An 18,390-nucleotide genomic window follows, 5' to 3' on the forward strand; every position below is an offset into this window, starting at 1 on the left:
CAATGGGCACTGCCGTGACCTCTAGAATATTTATTGATGTGTCGCAAACATTATTTGATTTGGTATTAGTTAGGGATTCTGCAATTGCTACTCTACCCTTCGGGAACGACTTCGTCGAACGAGAACGCTTTCAGCGCTAAGTGAAGCTATACCGTTCGCGCAGCGTCTCCGCTAGGAGAAGGCTTTACGCTTCACTTCGTTTCGTACCCTGCGGGAAGGCGTTCCGCCAACGCAATGACGCTAATTAAAAAAGTGGGATGCTCCCGTAATACAGCAGCAGATTTGACGAAAAAGAAAGGCTTCCTCAGGTTCAGCAAGCAGGACGATAGTTAAAAATATTGCTTGGCAATTTTGAAATTTGGCATATAATCTTTAAAAAATTAGGCTTTGCCCCGTTTTTCCGAGTTTATTTTCATATTTCAAAATCTCCCAAAAATGAAAAACTTCATCCCATTGTTACTAAGTGTGGCTTTAGTTAGTAACACTGTTGCTTGTAGTAAGCCAAACGATCAAGTTGCGACTACTACTAATTCTACTAAAACTAGTAATCCTCAAAATTCACAAGTATCCATACCAGCAGGAACAAGCTTTGATACTACCCTTCAACAAGGGTTGTCTACGGGTAAAAATAGTAATGATGAGGGCTTTAGTCTCCGAGTAAAAGACTCTGTAAAGGGCGTAAAACCTGACTTAAAAGATGCTCAAATTCAGGGACATTTAGAAAATGTAGTCAAAGCAGCTAAAGGTAAAAAAGCTACTTTACGTCTAGTTTTTGATGAAATTACCTTCAAAAATGGTGAAACTTATCCCATTGACGCTGCTTTAGTAAATACTCAGGTAGAATCAAAAACTAAAGGAAAATTCATCCAAAATGCTGGACTGATTTTAGGCGGAGCAGTTGCAGGTCATTTTGTTGGAAAGAAAACTAATGTGAAACATGGTGGTTTAGCAGGTGCTGCTGCTGCGACTGCTTATGTTCTATCTAGTCCTGGCGGTGAAGTAGTACTCAAAAAAGGCACAAAAATTAAGCTACAACTCAAATCTGCTCTTGGTAGCGCCCAATAAATTGCATTGAACAGTTACTGCTGGCATAAAATTATGGTTTCTCTAAGAAACTTTTGGTAGCAAAATTTGATTTAAAAATTTCTCACTACCAAAATGCCAGCATTGGGTGCATCCCAGTTTTTATTTTGCAACTAGAGAATAACTGTCATTGCGAGGAGGAACGACGTAGCAATCACAAAATCTTCAACTAAGAACGAGTCCATGCGATTGCTTCGCTCCGCTCGCAATGACGTTCAAAAAAGTGGGATGCTCCCGCCAGCATTTCTAGAACAAATTAATTATTGAATTACATATTTGCTCGAATTGTATAGGATTCTTACTTAATTTTTGAAATGCAGGTAGATTTTTTCAATAATCAAATCGGATTCCTATATTGGTATTTAGATTCTATTAGTGCTAATTCTAAGTTGCTTACTAAGTTAATAAAATTCGCACTAGAGTAATAGCAACCTACCTATTTTGGAAGAATTTTGTGAGTAGTCCGATCGCATTAGTTTAGTTTTGTTACATTTGAGTTTGAGATTGGACATCAAACAGCAAAAATAATTTAGTGATTAAGCAACTTGAACAACCAACGCTGTTCCATTGGATAAATTGGAGAGGCAAACGCCACTTATCTAAGATAATTGGGACAGGATGGGCAGCGATCGCACTTTGCTTAACAGGATGTGAGCAAGTGATGGAGTATTTGCCACCGTTGCCGAGAATTGAAATACCATCAAATCAGCCGCCACAACCGCTACAACTTGCCCAAACCCCACAAACTGCCCAAATTGAGGCACAAGTTCGCCAAAAAATCAACCAAGTTCGCCAAAAAAATGGACTTCAACCCTTACAAAACAATGAAAAATTGGCGCAAGTTGCTCGGAAATACAGTCGGCAGATGATGGAAAAAAACTTTTTCAGTCACACTGGATCGGATGGTAGTACTCTCAGCGATAGAGTTCGCGCTGGCAAAATAATATATTGGATGGTGGGAGAAAACTTATTCAAAAGCAAAAATATTCCCCAGCCTGTATCAGCAGCAGTTGAGGGTTGGTTAGCAAGTCCTGGACACCGAGAAAATCTTCTCCGTCCGGTATTCAGAGAAACGGGTGTGGGAGTGTGGCGCCAAGGCAATACCTACATCATTACTCAGTTGTTTTTGCGGGGTTAACAAGTTCGCGCAAAGATGGGAATTGGTTTCTACAATCCAAAATCCTAAATAGGAATTAGTATCTGCTACTGGGTAAAACTAGAATGTCTACCATTTCACCTATTACTAATCCCAATACTGCTAAAACAGTTAAAACTAAAAATGAATCAAATTTACTAAAGCCTGAAAAACGCATTTCTAAATCAGCTAAAAATGTCGTTGCTACTGGTATGAGAAAGAGACTGAATAGTAGCGACCAAGTTGCGACTAGAGCAATTGATATACTTAAAAATAAAATAATTACTAAGGTTTGTGAGCCAAAACTAAACAATTGCTCTAACCAAGTGATACTTTTTCTAGCTATAGCTAGAGCCACAGCCGTTATAAAACCTCCTGCTAACCAAATAATGTGATGAGCAGCAAGATACCATCCTAGAAGCGTATAAGCTAGCCAGAGTAATACCAAAGGTATCCAAGGAATCCTGTTGTAAAAATCTATATTCATAATTTTCAAAAATCCAACTATAAACCTAGGTTTTGATTTAATAAAACATTGGAATTCTATAGCGCAATTCAATCTAGCTATAGTAATCCTAGAGCATTTATCAAAAACCTTAAGCAGTACAAGGTGAGCAGTACACACCTTAAGAGCTAGTAAAATTTTATCTTCTAAATAAAAAAATAATTATCTTGAATAGAAATATTTAAAGTTTGTTAAAAAACACTAATTTTATATAGGTGAAATTTATTGTTAAACGACTTTTAAAATTGGTTTTGATTTAACGCGAATACTATTAATATAAAGTTTAAGTCTGTAACTGCTCGCTACTTAAGATGCGGATATATTTTATCATAACAGCTTTTATTTGCATGTTAAATCATTAATTTACTCCTTTAGATATATAGCTGTAATTAACAAGCAAAACTCTCGGCAGATATACGATAACTTTTCTTTTGCTAAACCTATAATTGAAGCTTTACGTTTCTGAATTTCACACAAGCCAGTAGAAGATTTATAAAAATTATTTTCAGTTGCTAGACAATTTTAACTTTTTGTCAAAAGTTATATTGAGCAAAATCTACTATCTGTTGTCATGTCAGCGCTCCGTATATCTAATGCTATTTTCAAGTATCAAATATCACAGTCTTTAACCGATATATAATAGCCAAAGGTAAAGAATATGTCTATTGAGTTAATACTGCAAAAGAACCTGGTTGCAGATGAAAATATTCATCCAGTAACGCGGAATGAGGTCAAACATGAACAAGTAAAATCCGATCAATTTACCATACCCGATGTTGCTATATCTTTAACTCCTCTGGCGTTGCTCATCAGTTGGATAGTTTTCTTTCTAATTTTACGCAAGAACCAAACATCTGTAGACAATAAAAGAATTTTTATCATCAATAGTCTACATAAAGTTCCTTGTAAAAACTGTAAGTATTATTCAAATAACCATTATGTTAAATGTGCAGTACAACCTTCTATCGTGATGACAGAAGAAGCTAAAAACTGCTCCGAATACTCACCACATAAAAGCAAATTTTCCCCTAAAAATATGTTTGACAGGGATGAGAATTCTTAGTAATTTTTTAGTTTTGTTACTACAGCAGAATTCAGAGGTCAAACAGGCTAAATGCCTAGCTTTAAACCCTGTTTGTTTACTTTACCAAATTGAAATCGGCTGTAAATACATTTGTGGGGGAATTTGGCGATCGCACTTGACGCTTCTCTAGGGCGATCGCCTGTAAGTCTAGTTTATAGCTGTTTACCACCTCTGAATCTGAAATATTTATGATAATTTTGCAAAAATTATTATATTGACCTTAAAATATTAAGCTACCTTCTGGTATTATCTTCGCAACCGTTCGCATAAAAAGCTAGCTTCTAGCTTTTGCAGTCGTAATTGTTAGCACAATGAAAAACTATCCTTTTTGAATTAAGTCCCTTTTAGATAAGGGCAACTGTCAAACAATTTATACTTATGATTATTACCCTAATCTTAGCTTGGATCGTATTTGCTATATTGTGGAAAATTCTGAAAACCACTGTAAAAACTGCATTGACTATGGCTGCGATCCTGGTTTTATTACAAGTAGGTTTTGGTATTACTCCCCAAGATATTTTGTATCAGATAATTCATTTACCTGACACCTTATCTCAGCTACGTAGTGGCAAATAATCAGGATGAAGGATGAAGTGACAAAGTTCTCATCCTTTATCCTTCAACCTTTATTAATTAATTGTTGTGTAATGCTGAAAACTTTGCTAGAGCATCCTTGACACTTGCAGGTAGCTGACGCATGATTTTACCTCGCTCACGATCTAATGCTACTAAAGTCACTTTGGCAGTTACATACAATTGTTGTCCATCGGTTGAGACAATAGCGTAATCCCAATTGATCCGCACACCAGTCACATCAGCCATGCGGGTTTTAACTACTACTGCCATACCTAATTGGATAGAACGATGGTAGCGTACAGAAAGTTCTACAACTGGTAAGTCGCAACCTAATGCCACTAAATCGGCATATTCAATGCCAATAGAGCGCAAACATTCTATCCGTGCTTCTTCCATCCAAGCTATATATGAACCATGCCAGACAACGCCTATATAATCGGTATGGTGAGGTTGCACTCTGACAGGATAAGCAAACCAATTGTCAAATGCATGATTTAATGGTCTGTCAATGGCACTAGTTGGTGGGAGTTCGGGTTGACTTGGTTTTCCTGGTGACATCTTGCAATTTCTGGGTAACTATAAATTTCTTTCTTTGAAATAGCATAAAAATTAGTTACGGAGAATTGGCAGTGCTCATTCCAAACATCCTCTCAATTCTCATAAAACCAAGCGCAGCTATGGTTTCATAGTTGTGGGAAGTGTCAAATTGTAGAATTTACAAATTTTGCATTGACGCTGCCAAAAATAGGAGGTGTTTTGTTATGCTGTCTTATATTCAGCGTTTAAATGTTATTTTTGTTACCAACCTTGTTTTTTTTGTTTCTGGGTGTAGCCAGCTAGAGAATCAACAGGTAAATCCAAATGTCAGGGCACAGCAAAACTCCCTAGAAACAACTCAGCCATCACCTGATAACCAAAAAGACTCTAAAATCAGAATCCTCAACGCAGAGGCTATTAAAATATCTGAGCAAGGTCAGTTAAAAGAAGCTTTGCAGAGATTAGAACAAGCTTTAGCCACTAGCAGAGATTTGGGAGACCGTTATTGGGAAGCTGTAACTTTGAACAATATTGGCAGAATCTACCAAAAACAAGCCAATTACTCCCAAGCACTCCAATCTTATCAGCAAGCTTTATTAATTAATAAAGAACTTGGCGATCGCGTCCAAACTGGTAAAACTTACAGTAATATCGGTTACTTGTTTGATATCCAGAACCAACCAGAGTTAGCAGTTTTTTTCTACAAGCATTGTCTGATTAATCGTGAGATTGCAAGGCTGAATCCATCAGCGCTTTCAGAACCGCAACCAGAAGCCTACAGCATCACTGTTGCCCAAACATATCGCATTTTAGGTGATAAACTCCTCAAACAGGGACGTGTGGCAGAAGCACAACGAACTATAGATCTACTTAAAGTTGAAGAACTACAGGGGTATCTTCAGGAAGTGCGTGGTAATGAACGGACTGCTAAAGGCATTGATATCATTCCTGAAGAAAAAGCCACTAAACAAAAATTAGATCAAACGCTGAATAATGCTGTAGAACTGGGTAAAGAATTAACAAAACTACGTCAAATTTCACCCGAACAGCGATCGCCACAAGAAAAACAACGTATCGAGCAACTAGTATTAAATCAACAGCAACTCTTACAGCAATTTAACGATTTTATTGCTAGTCCGCCAGTTAGGTCACAGTTAGAGCAAATTAGCCGCATAGCAAAGCGGCAAAATTTGGATTTGGAAGGTATCAACGAACTTCGGGATAATTTAGCAAAGTTACCTCAAAAAGCTATCTTAATTTATCCATTAGTTCTGCAAGATAGCTTGGAATTGGTAGTAGTAAGTCCGGAATCTGTGCCAATTCATCGCAGAGTTGCTGTAACGAGAGAGCAGCTAAACCAGGCAATTGCGGGTTTTCGCCAAGATCTACAAAGTCCCCGTAGCAATAATGCCAAAAAAGCTGGTAGCCAGTTGTATGACTGGCTGATCAAACCAATAGAAAATGACATCAAACTTTCCGGTGCCAAGCATCTGATTTACGCACCAGATGAGCAGTTACGCTATATTCCTTTAACCGCTTTGTATGATGGCAAACAATGGCTAGTCGAGCGCTTTAGTGTCAATTACATTACTGCTGCTAGCTTGAGTAACTTTAACACCCAACCAGCATCGAAGTTAAAAGTTTTAGCTGGTGCTTTTATTAAGGGTAGCTATCAAGTTGAGGTAGGTAATCAACGGCTGGCTTTTGCTGGGTTACCATTTGCAGGACAAGAAGTAGACAGTTTAGCCGCTACTATCCCCGGAACTCAAAAACTAATCGACGAAGCTTTCAGCCCCCAAGGTACGATACCGCAAATGGATGATTACACAATCGTCCATTTAGCGACCCATGCAGCCTTTGTGGTGGGTAAACCAGAAGATTCATTTATTTTATTTGGTAACGGCGATCGCGTTAATCTCACAGATGTAGCCGCTTGGTCTTTAACCCATGTAGATTTGGTAGTTTTAAGTGCCTGTGAAACCGGTTTGGGAGGTCAATTAGGTAACGGTGAGGAAATTTTAGGGTTTGGCTACCAAATACAAAAAGCAGGCGCTAGAGCAACTATTGCTTCTTTGTGGTCTGTGGACGATGGTGGTACTCAAGCATTGATGAGTGCTTTTTACACCTTGTTATCTTCAGGTAAACTAACAAAAGCTGAAGCCTTGCGGCAAGCACAAATCGCATTAATTACTGCGGACTCGAAGAGCAAAAATAACAATAGCTCCATAGCAACAAGCAGTGGTCTCAGCCATCCCTACTATTGGGCCCCCTTTATTCTGATTGGTAACGGGTTGTGATGATTTATGGCTAGAGATTCAACGATTTACTGCTTAAAGCAATTGCCAAATTTATAAATTATTTTCTCAGAGCAAAATTAGAGAGTAAGCCTATTTTACTTTTGACTCTTGCTGTAAATCACTGCATGACACAGCATCAACTGTAGCTTCCTTGGAGAGAATTTTTTAAAAAGATATGGTCAGCCAGTCATAGAGAAATCAATTAATGGTAATGGTGAATAGGTAATAAATGAGTGAAAACTAACTCATAATTACCGATTCCCAATTACCCAATAGCGCTTTGCTAGTTGTTTTGGAATACCCCATTGATGCAAGAATCCTTAAAACTTCTTGGCAAGGGCTTTATTAGCTGTACAGGCTGGTGCGGGTTGCTTGACAATATTAGCAAGCTCTTGTAATTGATTAATCGCCTCTGCACCTTCTAACTTCATTAATTCGCGGTCATCCCGCATTTCTGTCCAAGTAATACCATAGTCGGATACTAAAAACCGAATTAAGTGATTATCTCCCAAGCTCACCATAAATGAAGCACTATTCATTTGGTCGCCGCAGGTATAACAGGACGCAGGATATCCACGTCGCTCCAGTACAATTGCTAAGGCTTGCAGGTTCATTACCAAGTCTTGAACGAATTGCCGATGTTGATGCGCTAGTCTCAGAAACACTTTTATCCTCCAGACACCACAGTCACTTGAGTTTCTTTTATATTTTCTTTAGATTTTCTCATCCAATGGTATTGTAAACTATTCATTACAATAACCAAACGTTTACGTAGACTTTTGTTGACTACCTTGCTTAGGGTAGTGGATAACGGTTTTGAGTACCGTATCAAAGTATTCAGTTTGTAAAGTCAAAATATCAGACAGAATTGCTAAATTTAAGATTGTCTTTATGCGCTTCTGTCAGTTTAGATGCTTGCGAGAAGCGATCCGCTTTAAGAGTAACTCAAATTTGTCACTAGTCAACCATATAAAAGATACATATTAGGTTTTTATTGACTAATGCAGCAAATCTGTTATCTGTAAAGGATTTCGGACTACTTTTTGTAGCCTGAACAACATAAGTTGGCTTAATGAGCCAGTTTATTCTTTAACATCTGCTTGGTAGTGCCCAATTACTTCACACCCCGAGTCACATTCTCCTCAATCTATGGCGTTTGGCAGATGATCTTACAACTTTGAGATTTGGTATTCCCCACCGCTAGCTTACCTAGCCGTTTTTCATTATACATTCGGTGTACCGTTAACCCGATGCCAAATGTAAAACCTAAAATCAAGAGATTTAATACTGAGAATAACTTGACCTAGAAAACTCATGTTGCCATTTAGGCAAGATTTTCAGACCTTTTGAGATTATAGCGAAAATGTTGCATAAGCTACTGAAAATTTATTGGTAATGATCAGGAAAAGTTACATAAAATACAGAAAAGTTCATACGCGGTCGTAATTCTGCCGCTTATCGGCCATATTAGTTTTCGTTTTGATACATACAGATGAGGGGCACAATCTGATTGTGCCCCTCATCTGTAATTCAATATTTACTTGGCTTGAGCCTCGGTAGGGGTTTCAAAATTCAAAATTGTAAAACCCACCTTAGCAACGATCATAGCGGTTGGCACTGTCAAGAGACTATTTGCCACCAACCAAAAGCTGGACCGATAAAACGGATAGTTACCCAAGCAACAACCATAGCTCCAATACCAATCCACGCACCGCGAGTAGTCCAACGGATAAATAGTTCAGATTGAGTTTTTGTAATGGGAACCCAGGGTAAGATCCGAGCCTCTTGACCGTATTGTTCTCCCAATGTGTTTTTACGACGCTTTGCTTCACCCATAATCAGCAATTTAAAATTCTAATTTCATTTAAGTTCTTAGTTTAGATTGGCATCGATCGCCAATACAGCAGAGCCAGTAATTAATTTGCTCGTTGGTGCCAATGACATCCGTAACAGCCTAAGCAGCATAAAATGCCTGAATAAGCTGATAATAGCGTTTGCTGTGAGGCGATCGCGCTGCGGTTGACAAAACGTAAATAGTCATTGGTCATTTGTTATTGTGTCAACTGTTCACCAAATACAGACTAAGCAGAATTTTCTTCATTGGCATGGGAGAACAGACTCGGATCGAGATAGTTAATCCGGGCTAGAGGGCTGAGAGCAGCGAGAATTTGCGCACCGTAGCTGCGATTCACTACACGCCCATCAAGTAAAGCAACAATGCCTTGACTTTCTCGCACTGGAGCTACTGCTCGTTGCAATTCATTCAAAGCTGTAGGCAATAAGTATAAACGAAACCAATCTTGATGCGATCGCTTATAGTGAGCTACTCTACCAGCCACTAGGGGACTTTCTAAAGATGGCAAGGGTAAAGTCGCAATAATTAACAGATGAGGTGCAGGTAAGACACCTTGATGTTCTCGCCAAAATTCCCAGCCGCTAATTAAAATCCCATTTTCATCTAAGCAAGTTTTTTCCACCTGCACCCGCGAACCAAACTCAGAAGCCAGAATTGCTCCTACTTGAGCTTTAAGTGGCACATCTCCAATTAACACAACTGTTAATCCTGGTGCAGTAGCACTCAGACATAGCAGTGTCCTGACTTTGTGAATAAACGCCGCTTGAAATTCTGGAGTGTTTGGTAGGGGTAACTGATAGGGTACATACAGTTGAATGGCATCTGTTTGGCTATCAGCAGAGAACTTCAGGCAAGTTACATCTTCCAACCCCAAGCGCTGACGGAACAAAGGAGCCTCAGTTTCTGGTTCTAAGGCACTACCAATGAAAACCACAGGTTGTCGCTGCCAAATCGGTAAGATGATTTTCCCTAACTCAATGGGAGCACAGTGTAACGAAAATAAACCTTGCCGACGGGCAATAGTTGCCCAGAGTAGAGGCGGGGGGGAGACGGGAGAAGCAAGATTTTCATTTGTATATTGAAATTCCTGCCAGAAATTTTTCCAAGCATCTGGAAGTTCTGCTTGATCTAACGCCAAATAAAGCTGGTGCAAAACCTCTATTTCGGGTTGGGAAATGAGATAGCACTCATAGGGATTAGCTGGGTGTTGGAAAAATTCCTTCGTCAGTTGCGCTCGTGCAGAGCGAATTAAATCAGCTTGTCCTGGACAAGCAAGCATGAGTTGCTCCCAATCCTGGGGCTGAATATTTTGGGTAAGTTGATGACGTACCCAATCTTCCAAATCGTCCACCCCATCAATAATTGTGGGAATCCCCACAGGAAAATGTTCCACATCTGTTATCTGTCTGCGTAACCAAGCTGCTGGGGTAGTCAGCAGTAGTCCTTGGAACTCAGAACCAGGCCAATCGTCACCAGTTCTAATCGGTTTTCTGGTTTGCAGCCACTGCTGTAGTCGGGGAATTTCGACGTTTAACAAGCGTTGCTGCACTGCTTCAGGAGCCACAATAATTACAGGGCCGTGCCACATCAATGCCGAGGCCACAAAACTAGTGCGATATCGTCCTTGATAACCACAAACAGCCCCGACTTGAATTAAAGCGCTACGTCCCAAGCGCAAGGCGCGTGCTACCAACCTTGCCATCGTCAAATGATGGGGCCAGGAAGGAAAACCCGCCTGCGATCGCAAAAAGTTATGTAGTGACAAATGAACTTCTGCCTCAATCACACGCTTCTAATCCCATATAAAACGATTTTTACTTCCGAATAGCCCCATTTCTATTATCTTGTCACTTAGTCATTTGTCCGTTGCCAGTTGTTTTCTTACTGACGACTAACCACTGACTACTGACCATTTACCTATTTCCCTGAATTATGCCAACTTACACAGGAATTTCCAGCGAAGCCTTCAGGCATCCACTGGATCGCCAAGCCGAGCAAGCTTTACGAAGTTTACCGGGATTTGATTTAATCGCCCGTAAATTTGTGGAATTTCTCTACGAACGCCCGCAGTTAGTTTATCTAATGGGTAACACCATCCAAGTTGGGCCGCGTCAATATTCCACTATTTACCAGATGTTTCGAGAATGTGTGCGCGATTTGGATATTTATCCAGAACCGACACTGTTTGTCTTGCAGAATCCCCAGGCCAATAGCTATGCATTGGGGCAAGAGAATCCTTACATAGTCATAAATACAGGGATACTAGACTTACTAGACGAAGTCGAAATTCGGGCGGTGCTAGCCCATGAACTGGGGCATATTAAATGTGGTCATACTATTTTAATTCAAATGGCCATGTGGGCGATGAGTGCTGCCTCTGCCTTAGGTGAATTAACCTTTGGCATTGGAAATTTTGTGACTCAAGCTTTGATTTACGCCTTTTTTGAATGGCGGCGCAAAGCGGAATTGTCGTCGGATCGCGCGGCGCTATTAGTATTGGATGACTTGAATCCAGTCATGTCTTCGATGATGAAAGTCTGTGGCGGTAGTGCCAAATATGCCAATGAATGTAGTTTACAAGAATTTATCCGTCAGTCAGAAAATTATCAAGCATTGGACGCCGATGGACTCAATCAAGTGTACAAATTCCTGATGTACAATGGCGCTCAAGGAATGATGTTGAGCCATCCTTTTGCTGTGGAACGTTTGCGCTATTTACGGGAGTGGGCAGTATCTGAAGAATACCAGCAAATTCGCCGAGGCAACTATCAGCGATCGCCTGCATCTGGAGCCGTAAATGTTACTTCGCAAACTCCTGAGAATGATGCGGAAACTTTGCGCCGTCAAATTGAAGAATTACAGAGAGAAATTAATAGAATGAAAAATTCTGAGTGATGTTGATTGCCAAATGAGTTTTTATTAGGGTGTGAACTGTGAGCGATCGCGTTATGCACCCTAATCTTGACCCTATTGCTTATTGCCTACCTCTAAGAGTAAGTTCAGAAATTGAATAGGAGTGCTATAGAAATTTCTGAAAATGATCAATAAATTTACAAAAATCATCTTTGTATTAGTTACAATTGTTACCCTAGCCTTGTTGATACCTGCGATCGCCTTAGCAACACCGACTCAAATCGAAGGTATCAATAGCATAATTATTGCCCAAGCTGCCACTTCATCCTTAGAGCTTGACCTGACTCCCCAAGAACGTCAACAACTCCAGGCTGTGCATCAACGCAGAAATAAGGAAATTAAGGCTATTTTAGACTCATCCCAACGTGCCAAGCTTGCTCAACATCTGCGACATGGTAATAACTTAAATCAGGCTTTAGAAAAACTAAATTTGCGATCAGAACAAAAGGATTTTGTCAAAGCAATCATGCAATTGACTAACTTGAAAATAAAAGCAATTTTATCGCGACATTCGCTAATATTAGGCAATAAATAACGATTTCAATCACATCGCCAAATCTTGATAATTTTGTCACTACTACTAGTAAGTGTCTGCCCATCTGGGCTGAAGGCTACAGAGTTAACATAGGAGTAAACAAGATATCCAATATAGTATGGTTTACAAACATATCTATGTTAGCGGTTCAGCAGAATCCGATAGGTTTGGCTTTATAGCGGTTCCCAGTCTGCTCAGGTACGAATTTATCTGTGTTCATCTGTGTTCATCTGTGGTTAATTACTTCTTTCTGTACCTCACTGGCTTGGTAAACGCTATATACAAGATTCTGTTGTAACCACTCACGAGCAAAAGCGTCATTGTGAATTTTGCTGTTGACAAAAGTCTCGTGCGGAGTTCGTAAGGAATCAAGAACTCAGGACATAGTTGACTAATTTGAACTTCAATTTCTCATACTCAAATAATAACAATACTTACCATAGCAATCCCATATAATTCATGAAAAAAGCTATTGCCTAGTCCCTACTTCTATGACTAAGTCCACAAATTAAATAAGAGTGCTATATTTTATAGTTCGCAAGTTTGCAAACGATAATAAAAATTGTACCAACAGCCCCAATTGTTTACCTCTGTTCTTGTAAAAAATTTTGTAAAAGCAAAAGGAAGATGACCTATAGGAGCATCAAGCCCATAGATTATTTGCTCATGGTTGCTCCAATTGCCATTCACAATCCAGCCAACGCGCTCAACAAAATCTTTGCAGTTCAAGTTCACATCTGTTTGGTTTTGGCTGATTTTTTGCCAAATACATGTTTGAGTACTAAAGCCGAAATGTGAATTACTGTAATTTAACCAGAGCTTATCAATGATGCGAAGATCTTCACAAGAAAAATTATTAATACATTCACTAGACAAAACTTGCTCATTGATAATTGGTTGTTCAAGATGTAATTCCTTTCTGTATTGAGTCGCCAGATTGAGCATAATTTTGCTAGTTTCTTCATCAGCTTCTTTCCAATTCCTTTCTGATAGTAGATAACGCAGCTTAGAGTAATAGATACCCGATTTAGTACTGAGGGTATGAGTCTCTTGTTCACCTATTCTCCAATCTTCGCCTGTAATAATCAGCTTTTCTACTCCGTTGCCTTGCTCATCTGCTTCTGCATATTGATCATCAGTCACCTGCTGCAAATTTTCCTCATATCCTTGCTTTTGGTGTAAATAAATATCCTTAATAGTATCAATATATGGCTTTAGCAAATCTGATGACCATCTGCCTAATGCAAACTCTGATTCTAAATGAAATAGTTGTGGTTCATAGGTATGATTGAGATGTAGATAATACCAATCTGTAATAAAAGCTGCTAATAGTTGGTGAATTGTCACAATGATTTGCCGAATAGTACGAATAGCTCGGATATCATCATGATCTGCTGCTTCTAAAGATTCCTTGATTTCTTCCCAGTTCCAAGCGGGCAACGAAATTCTCGCAATGTTACTATTTTGAGGATGCCAAAAATTTACATGAAAATAAACTTCGTAATCAGTGATTTTGCTGTGTAGCACTACTGTGGGGACAAGAGCTAAAATTTGCTGTAGCTGGAGCACATCTGTATGACTAACCGAACGGAGAAAATAGTCGCTATAAAATTCGACCGGGCATAACTCACTATTCAGAGGATAATCATTATGTAAAAAAGCTTTTAACTTTTCTGGCAGTTCTATTGGTAAGTCATATTGCAAAGAAGATGGACAATTTGGGCTAATATTTGGCGGAGAAACTAATACCAATAAACGGTATCTTTGCTGCCCTTCAATTAAAATATTATAAGTTTCTTCTCGACTAAAAATATTTGCCAGATTTTTCTGCTCAAACACTTTGCGGATATCTTTTAATTTGTGCTGAATTTGATTAGCTTGCGATTCGAGCAATAGCTCTAAAAGTTGTTTGCTAAATTGTGATCGCAACTGCAAAGGTAGTTCGTTGAATTTATTGGCAGATGTTTCTTGAGATTTTATTAATGCTTCTATATAGCGGCTATCATCATTCACAGTAGATGGCAAAAAAGTAGAGGTGCTGTAGCCATTAGCTATTTCTCCTAGTTTCCGTGCAATGCTAGCAGCAGTATTTTTCAATAAGTTTGAGAGAATATTATCAATTGAAGCAGCTAAGGGTATAACTTTTGCAGGGTTCGCCATAACAAAGCAGATATTATTTCATTCCAGAATCCACTCTGTTGTAGCCTGCTATCAGTAAATCTGTCACTAATTCTTTTTTGAAAGTATCACCAAATACTAAAAAACCTTAATATTTTAATACACAATCTTTTAGACATTAAAAACAATGATAACCAGCGAAAATATTTATAAAGATATGTATTTTTTAAAGATAGAGACTAATAAAAGATGGATAATTAAAAGTTTTGGAGTACTAGGGACACAATGATACTAGCAGCTTTGACCTGAGAAATGAATAAGTTGATAGCCAAAAGGCTAGCTGCCTCACATCTGCTCACCAAATATTCGATCCTTGAGAGTCTCGGCTACTTTTACAGCATCTATAATTAATCTTGCCCTCTTTAGTTCGTTACCATGTCGGAAGAAGATATCCGTGCCGCGAGGCTGGAAAAAGTAGAGCAGCTCAAACAGCTAGGGATGAATCCTTATGCCTATCGTTGGGAATCTACCCACTACGCAGCCCAATTGCAGGAAAAATTTGCTGATTTACCCAGCGGTGAAGAAGTTGATTTAGAAGTCGCTATTGCCGGACGCATTCTAGCGCGTCGCGTCTTTGGTAAGCTAGCTTTCTTTACCTTGCAAGATGAAACAGGCACTATTCAGCTTTATCTAGAGAAAAATCGCATCCAAGAAGGCATGGCAGATATTGATGCTGATGCTTTCAATCATCTTAAGCAACTCTCAGATGCAGGTGACATCCTGGGAGTTAAAGGCACTATAAAACGGACTGAAAAGGGCGAGTTATCGGTCTATGTCAAACAATACAGCATCCTCACCAAATCACTCTTGCCTCTACCCGACAAGTGGCACGGGTTGACGGATGTAGCAAAGCGCTACCGTCAGCGTTATGTTGATTTGATTGTCAACCCTGAAGTAAGACAAACTTTCCGCCGTCGCGCCCAAATTACTGCGGGTATTCGTCGCTATTTAGAACAGCAGGATTTTCTAGAAATTGAAACACCTGTTCTACAAAGTGAGGTTGGGGGTGCGGATGCACGTCCGTTTATCACTTACCACAACACCTTAGACATGGAGTTGTATCTGCGGATTGCCACAGAACTTCATCTCAAACGGTTGATTGTAGGTGGTTTTGAAAAGGTATTTGAATTAGGGCGAATTTTCCGTAATGAAGGAATTTCGACTCGACACAACCCTGAATTTACCACGATAGAAATTTACCAAGCCTACGCCGACTACAACGATATGATGGCGCTGACAGAAGGGATTATTACCACTGTCGCTCAAGATGTACTCGGGACATTGCAAATTACCTACCAAGGGGAAGCTGTTGATTTGACACCACCTTGGCGACGAGTAACAATGCACGATTTAGTCAAAGAATACACAGGCTTGGATTTCAATTCTTTTTCAACCTTAGAAGCAGCCAAAACAGCAAGTAAGGATGCTGGAATTCCTGGTGTAGATGAAGCTCAATCGATTGGTAAGTTACTGAATCTTGCCTTTGAAGAAAAGGTAGAAGCCAAGTTAATTCAGCCTACCTTTGTGATTGACTATCCAGTAGAAATTTCACCCTTGGCAAAACCGCACCGTTCTAAGCCTGGTTTGGTAGAGCGATTTGAGTTATTTATAGTTGGGCGGGAAACTGCCAACAGTTTCTCAGAGCTTACCGACCCGATTGATCAAAGAGAACGTCTCGAAGCACAAGCCGCACGTAAAGCTGCTGGTGACTTGGAAGCCCAAGGTGTTGACGAAGACTTTTTGACTGCCCTGGAATACGGAATGCCACCTACGGGCGGATTAGGGATTGGGATTGATCGGTTGGTGATGTTATTAACAGATTGTGCCAGCATTCGGGATGCGATCGCATTTCCCCTTCTTAAACCCGAAGGCAGCTTTCTGAAGGAATTTCGCTATGATCCAACAACTCAAACACTGACTATTGAATTTGATAGTGGAAGTGTTTACGAATATTTCAAAGTACCTCCTAGTGTCAAGGAAGACTTAGACAATGCACCGTCTAAAGGTCAATATTTTAACAAGTTTATTAAAGGGAAATTTAAGTATGAACAATTAAGTTGAGATAGTAAGTGCCATTCAAGAGTTAGGTGCGTTATGGCTTTGCCTAACGCACTATTTTTATGACTTGGGCAAGTCCTATTTTCCATCTTCTATTACTAACACTGACAACAAGGTAAAAGCTGAAAGACGTTGCTTTTGCGTTTTTACAAGTTCTGGCTTGAGAATGCTATAAAATAATCTTAAAATTCCTGCGACTCACTCCAGTTTTGAGGTTTAGCATTATTTGCAAGCAAAAGATATTAAAAAACAGTTAAAATTGCTTATTGAGGAAGCATCTGTAATAGATCCTAGTTTGGCGAAAAGATTAGAAGAGATCAATCGCTGGGTTAAAGATGTTAAGCCTGGTTCTTTAACGGCTAAAAAATTTGTACTCTTTTTTTTGCAACAGTTAATTAAAGATGCTTTAATTTGGCTGGATATTCAAGCCCTAGCATCACCAGAGGAGCAGCAACAGTATTATGACCGTATGACGCCAACGGAATATTATTGGTATAGGTATTTATTTCCCAAATGGATAAATCAACCTGATCCAAAGTTTTCTATATGGAAACAAAAATTAATGGCTGGAGAGTTTAATCCGGCTGATACTCATGTTCTGCAATTGATTGCTAGTGATATCGTCCATCGTGAAGGGACTTTTTGGCAGTGCTATATCGCAGACTTCTCAATGGCAACTGATATAATTGTTAGTAGTAGGCACAAAGAGCCACTATGCATTCAGATCACTAGCCTCTCTGATGAATTTTCTCAAGAAAAGTCTGATAATTGGGAAAATACTTTGCAACGCTGGGGCATAGATAGAGGTTTATTCTTAAGTTACAATCCCCACATTACGGATTTTGTTAATCAAGTAGTGAATATATCACTGTATAACAGCGATCATTTGAAAACGGGCGTTTATTTAAAATTTAGTTTATAGTTTCAGGTCATTTTCCTTCACTGTCTTAACCAAACTACATAATTATGGGGAAACACAGTTCAGTTGAAGCTCAACAAAGATTAGAAAAATTTTTAGAACATTTAGAAGCAGCCAGAGAATTACAAAGAAATTGGATGACTTATGGGCTTGACTGTGTAAACATCTATGTTGAAGATGTGGATGAAGACTGGTGGGAAAAGTGGGCAGAAGAAGAACACCAAAGTTTTGTAGACTCAGTTATAGAGTTTCTCAAAAGTGATGACTGGCTTGCGGTAAGAGTACGTAAGCAGCTAGCAAACAAACCAATCCTAGAAATTGCCGAAAAGCTAGAAAAATACCTAAGTTTCCCAGAAGAAGAGCGCATTTTTGCTATAAAGAATTTTTTAGCAAGTAGGTTTACAGTCGAAGAAATTAACAGAAATATCAGTAATGAATCTGAGGAAATGGAACTTCGGGATTTAGCCGCAGAACTTTTAAAGAAATTGGTAGAGATTCAAGGAAACAATCTAGAGGAATTTCGGTAATTTTCCTCCGGTGCTGAAAATTAATTTATATGAAGTCTGCTAATTACTTGTCATTACGTAGGTGAAACCTTAGCGTTCAGCGAAGTCATTCGTGTAGCGTGTTTGAGAGGACAAGATTTAGATATTGCTACCCTGGGGGAAGCCAGTTTCCGTCTAAGTTCCACTGGCAATGATGAATCAGTCAGTAA

18 protein-coding genes are annotated in these 18,390 nt (G+C 39.3%); 10 read left to right on the top strand and 8 right to left on the bottom strand.

The window, feature by feature from the left end; translation table 11 throughout:
* The first annotated feature begins 435 nt into the window (after positions 1-435).
* Both BV375_RS33985 and BV375_RS33990 read left to right on the top strand, forming a co-directional pair.
* Complete coding sequence (locus tag BV375_RS33985) at positions 436-1,065, top strand: hypothetical protein (RefSeq protein ID WP_086768804.1); 630 nt, start codon at positions 436-438, stop codon at positions 1,063-1,065.
* 622 nt (positions 1,066-1,687) lie between these two features.
* Positions 1,688-2,221 carry a CAP domain-containing protein gene (locus BV375_RS33990; protein WP_243714143.1) on the top strand — a complete coding sequence of 178 codons (534 nt, stop codon included), beginning with the start codon at positions 1,688-1,690 and terminating at the stop codon, positions 2,219-2,221.
* A gap of 55 nt (positions 2,222-2,276) precedes the next feature.
* Here BV375_RS33990 and BV375_RS33995 read toward each other — a convergent pair whose 3' ends face one another.
* Positions 2,277-2,705 (bottom strand): hypothetical protein, encoded by a 429-nt coding sequence (locus tag BV375_RS33995; protein WP_086768806.1) that lies wholly within the window; start codon positions 2,703-2,705, stop codon positions 2,277-2,279.
* 676 nt (positions 2,706-3,381) lie between these two features.
* Here BV375_RS33995 and BV375_RS34000 point away from each other — a divergent pair.
* Positions 3,382-3,786 (top strand): hypothetical protein, encoded by a 405-nt coding sequence (locus BV375_RS34000; RefSeq protein WP_086768807.1) that lies wholly within the window; start codon positions 3,382-3,384, stop codon positions 3,784-3,786.
* A gap of 399 nt (positions 3,787-4,185) precedes the next feature.
* Positions 4,186-4,383 (top strand): hypothetical protein, encoded by a 198-nt coding sequence (locus BV375_RS34005; protein ID WP_086768810.1) that lies wholly within the window; start codon positions 4,186-4,188, stop codon positions 4,381-4,383.
* Between the two features lie 57 nt (positions 4,384-4,440).
* Here the strand turns inward: BV375_RS34005 and BV375_RS34010 are convergent, their stop codons facing one another.
* The gene (locus BV375_RS34010) at positions 4,441-4,941 is read right to left on the bottom strand and encodes a thioesterase family protein (RefSeq protein WP_086768812.1); all 501 of its coding nucleotides are present in this window, start codon (positions 4,939-4,941) and stop codon (positions 4,441-4,443) included.
* 203 nt (positions 4,942-5,144) lie between these two features.
* Between BV375_RS34010 and BV375_RS34015 the strand changes: the two genes are divergently transcribed.
* Positions 5,145-7,217, top strand: coding sequence for a CHAT domain-containing protein (locus BV375_RS34015; protein ID WP_086768815.1), 2,073 nt, complete (start codon positions 5,145-5,147; stop codon positions 7,215-7,217).
* A 320-nt stretch (positions 7,218-7,537) separates the two neighbouring features.
* On the opposite strand, the gene BV375_RS34020 is transcribed toward BV375_RS34015, so the two are convergent.
* The 4 genes from BV375_RS34020 to BV375_RS34030 form a co-directional block, all read right to left on the bottom strand.
* The gene (locus BV375_RS34020; RefSeq protein ID WP_086768816.1) at positions 7,538-7,882 is read right to left on the bottom strand and encodes a DUF1815 family protein; all 345 of its coding nucleotides are present in this window, start codon (positions 7,880-7,882) and stop codon (positions 7,538-7,540) included.
* A gap of 955 nt (positions 7,883-8,837) precedes the next feature.
* The gene (locus tag BV375_RS34025) at positions 8,838-9,053 is read right to left on the bottom strand and encodes a DUF2839 domain-containing protein (RefSeq protein ID WP_086768818.1); all 216 of its coding nucleotides are present in this window, start codon (positions 9,051-9,053) and stop codon (positions 8,838-8,840) included.
* 80 nt (positions 9,054-9,133) lie between these two features.
* On the bottom strand, positions 9,134-9,265 hold the full coding sequence (locus tag BV375_RS38955) for a hypothetical protein (protein WP_279432992.1): 132 nt from the start codon (positions 9,263-9,265) through the stop codon (positions 9,134-9,136).
* Between the two features lie 33 nt (positions 9,266-9,298).
* Entirely contained in the window at positions 9,299-10,858 is a 1,560-nt protein-coding gene (locus BV375_RS34030) for an ATP-dependent DNA helicase (protein ID WP_086768820.1), read from the bottom strand.
* 146 nt (positions 10,859-11,004) lie between these two features.
* Between BV375_RS34030 and BV375_RS34035 the strand changes: the two genes are divergently transcribed.
* Entirely contained in the window at positions 11,005-11,967 is a 963-nt protein-coding gene (locus tag BV375_RS34035) for a M48 family metallopeptidase (protein ID WP_086768822.1), read from the top strand.
* A 142-nt stretch (positions 11,968-12,109) separates the two neighbouring features.
* Positions 12,110-12,520: a hypothetical protein gene (locus tag BV375_RS34040; protein ID WP_086768824.1), complete on the top strand. Its 411-nt coding sequence runs from the start codon at positions 12,110-12,112 to the stop codon at positions 12,518-12,520.
* Positions 12,521-12,525: 5 nt separating this feature from the next.
* Here the strand turns inward: BV375_RS34040 and BV375_RS34045 are convergent, their stop codons facing one another.
* Positions 12,526-12,633: a hypothetical protein gene (locus tag BV375_RS34045; RefSeq protein WP_086769021.1), complete on the bottom strand. Its 108-nt coding sequence runs from the start codon at positions 12,631-12,633 to the stop codon at positions 12,526-12,528.
* A 415-nt stretch (positions 12,634-13,048) separates the two neighbouring features.
* A complete protein-coding gene (locus tag BV375_RS34050; RefSeq protein WP_086768826.1) occupies positions 13,049-14,680 on the bottom strand; it encodes a GUN4 domain-containing protein in 1,632 nt (543 codons plus the stop codon).
* A gap of 393 nt (positions 14,681-15,073) precedes the next feature.
* Between BV375_RS34050 and lysS the strand changes: the two genes are divergently transcribed.
* From lysS to BV375_RS34065, 3 genes are all read left to right on the top strand, one after another.
* Positions 15,074-16,759, top strand: coding sequence for a lysine--tRNA ligase (lysS, locus tag BV375_RS34055; protein WP_086768828.1), 1,686 nt, complete (start codon positions 15,074-15,076; stop codon positions 16,757-16,759).
* A gap of 223 nt (positions 16,760-16,982) precedes the next feature.
* Positions 16,983-17,678: a hypothetical protein gene (locus tag BV375_RS34060; RefSeq protein ID WP_086768831.1), complete on the top strand. Its 696-nt coding sequence runs from the start codon at positions 16,983-16,985 to the stop codon at positions 17,676-17,678.
* Positions 17,679-17,722: 44 nt separating this feature from the next.
* Positions 17,723-18,202, top strand: a complete 480-nt coding sequence (locus BV375_RS34065; RefSeq protein WP_086768833.1) for a hypothetical protein — start codon at positions 17,723-17,725, stop codon at positions 18,200-18,202.
* Positions 18,203-18,390 lie beyond the last annotated feature (188 nt).

This window comes from Nostoc sp. 106C, from assembly GCF_002154725.1.
GTDB lineage: Bacteria > Cyanobacteriota > Cyanobacteriia > Cyanobacteriales > Nostocaceae > Aulosira.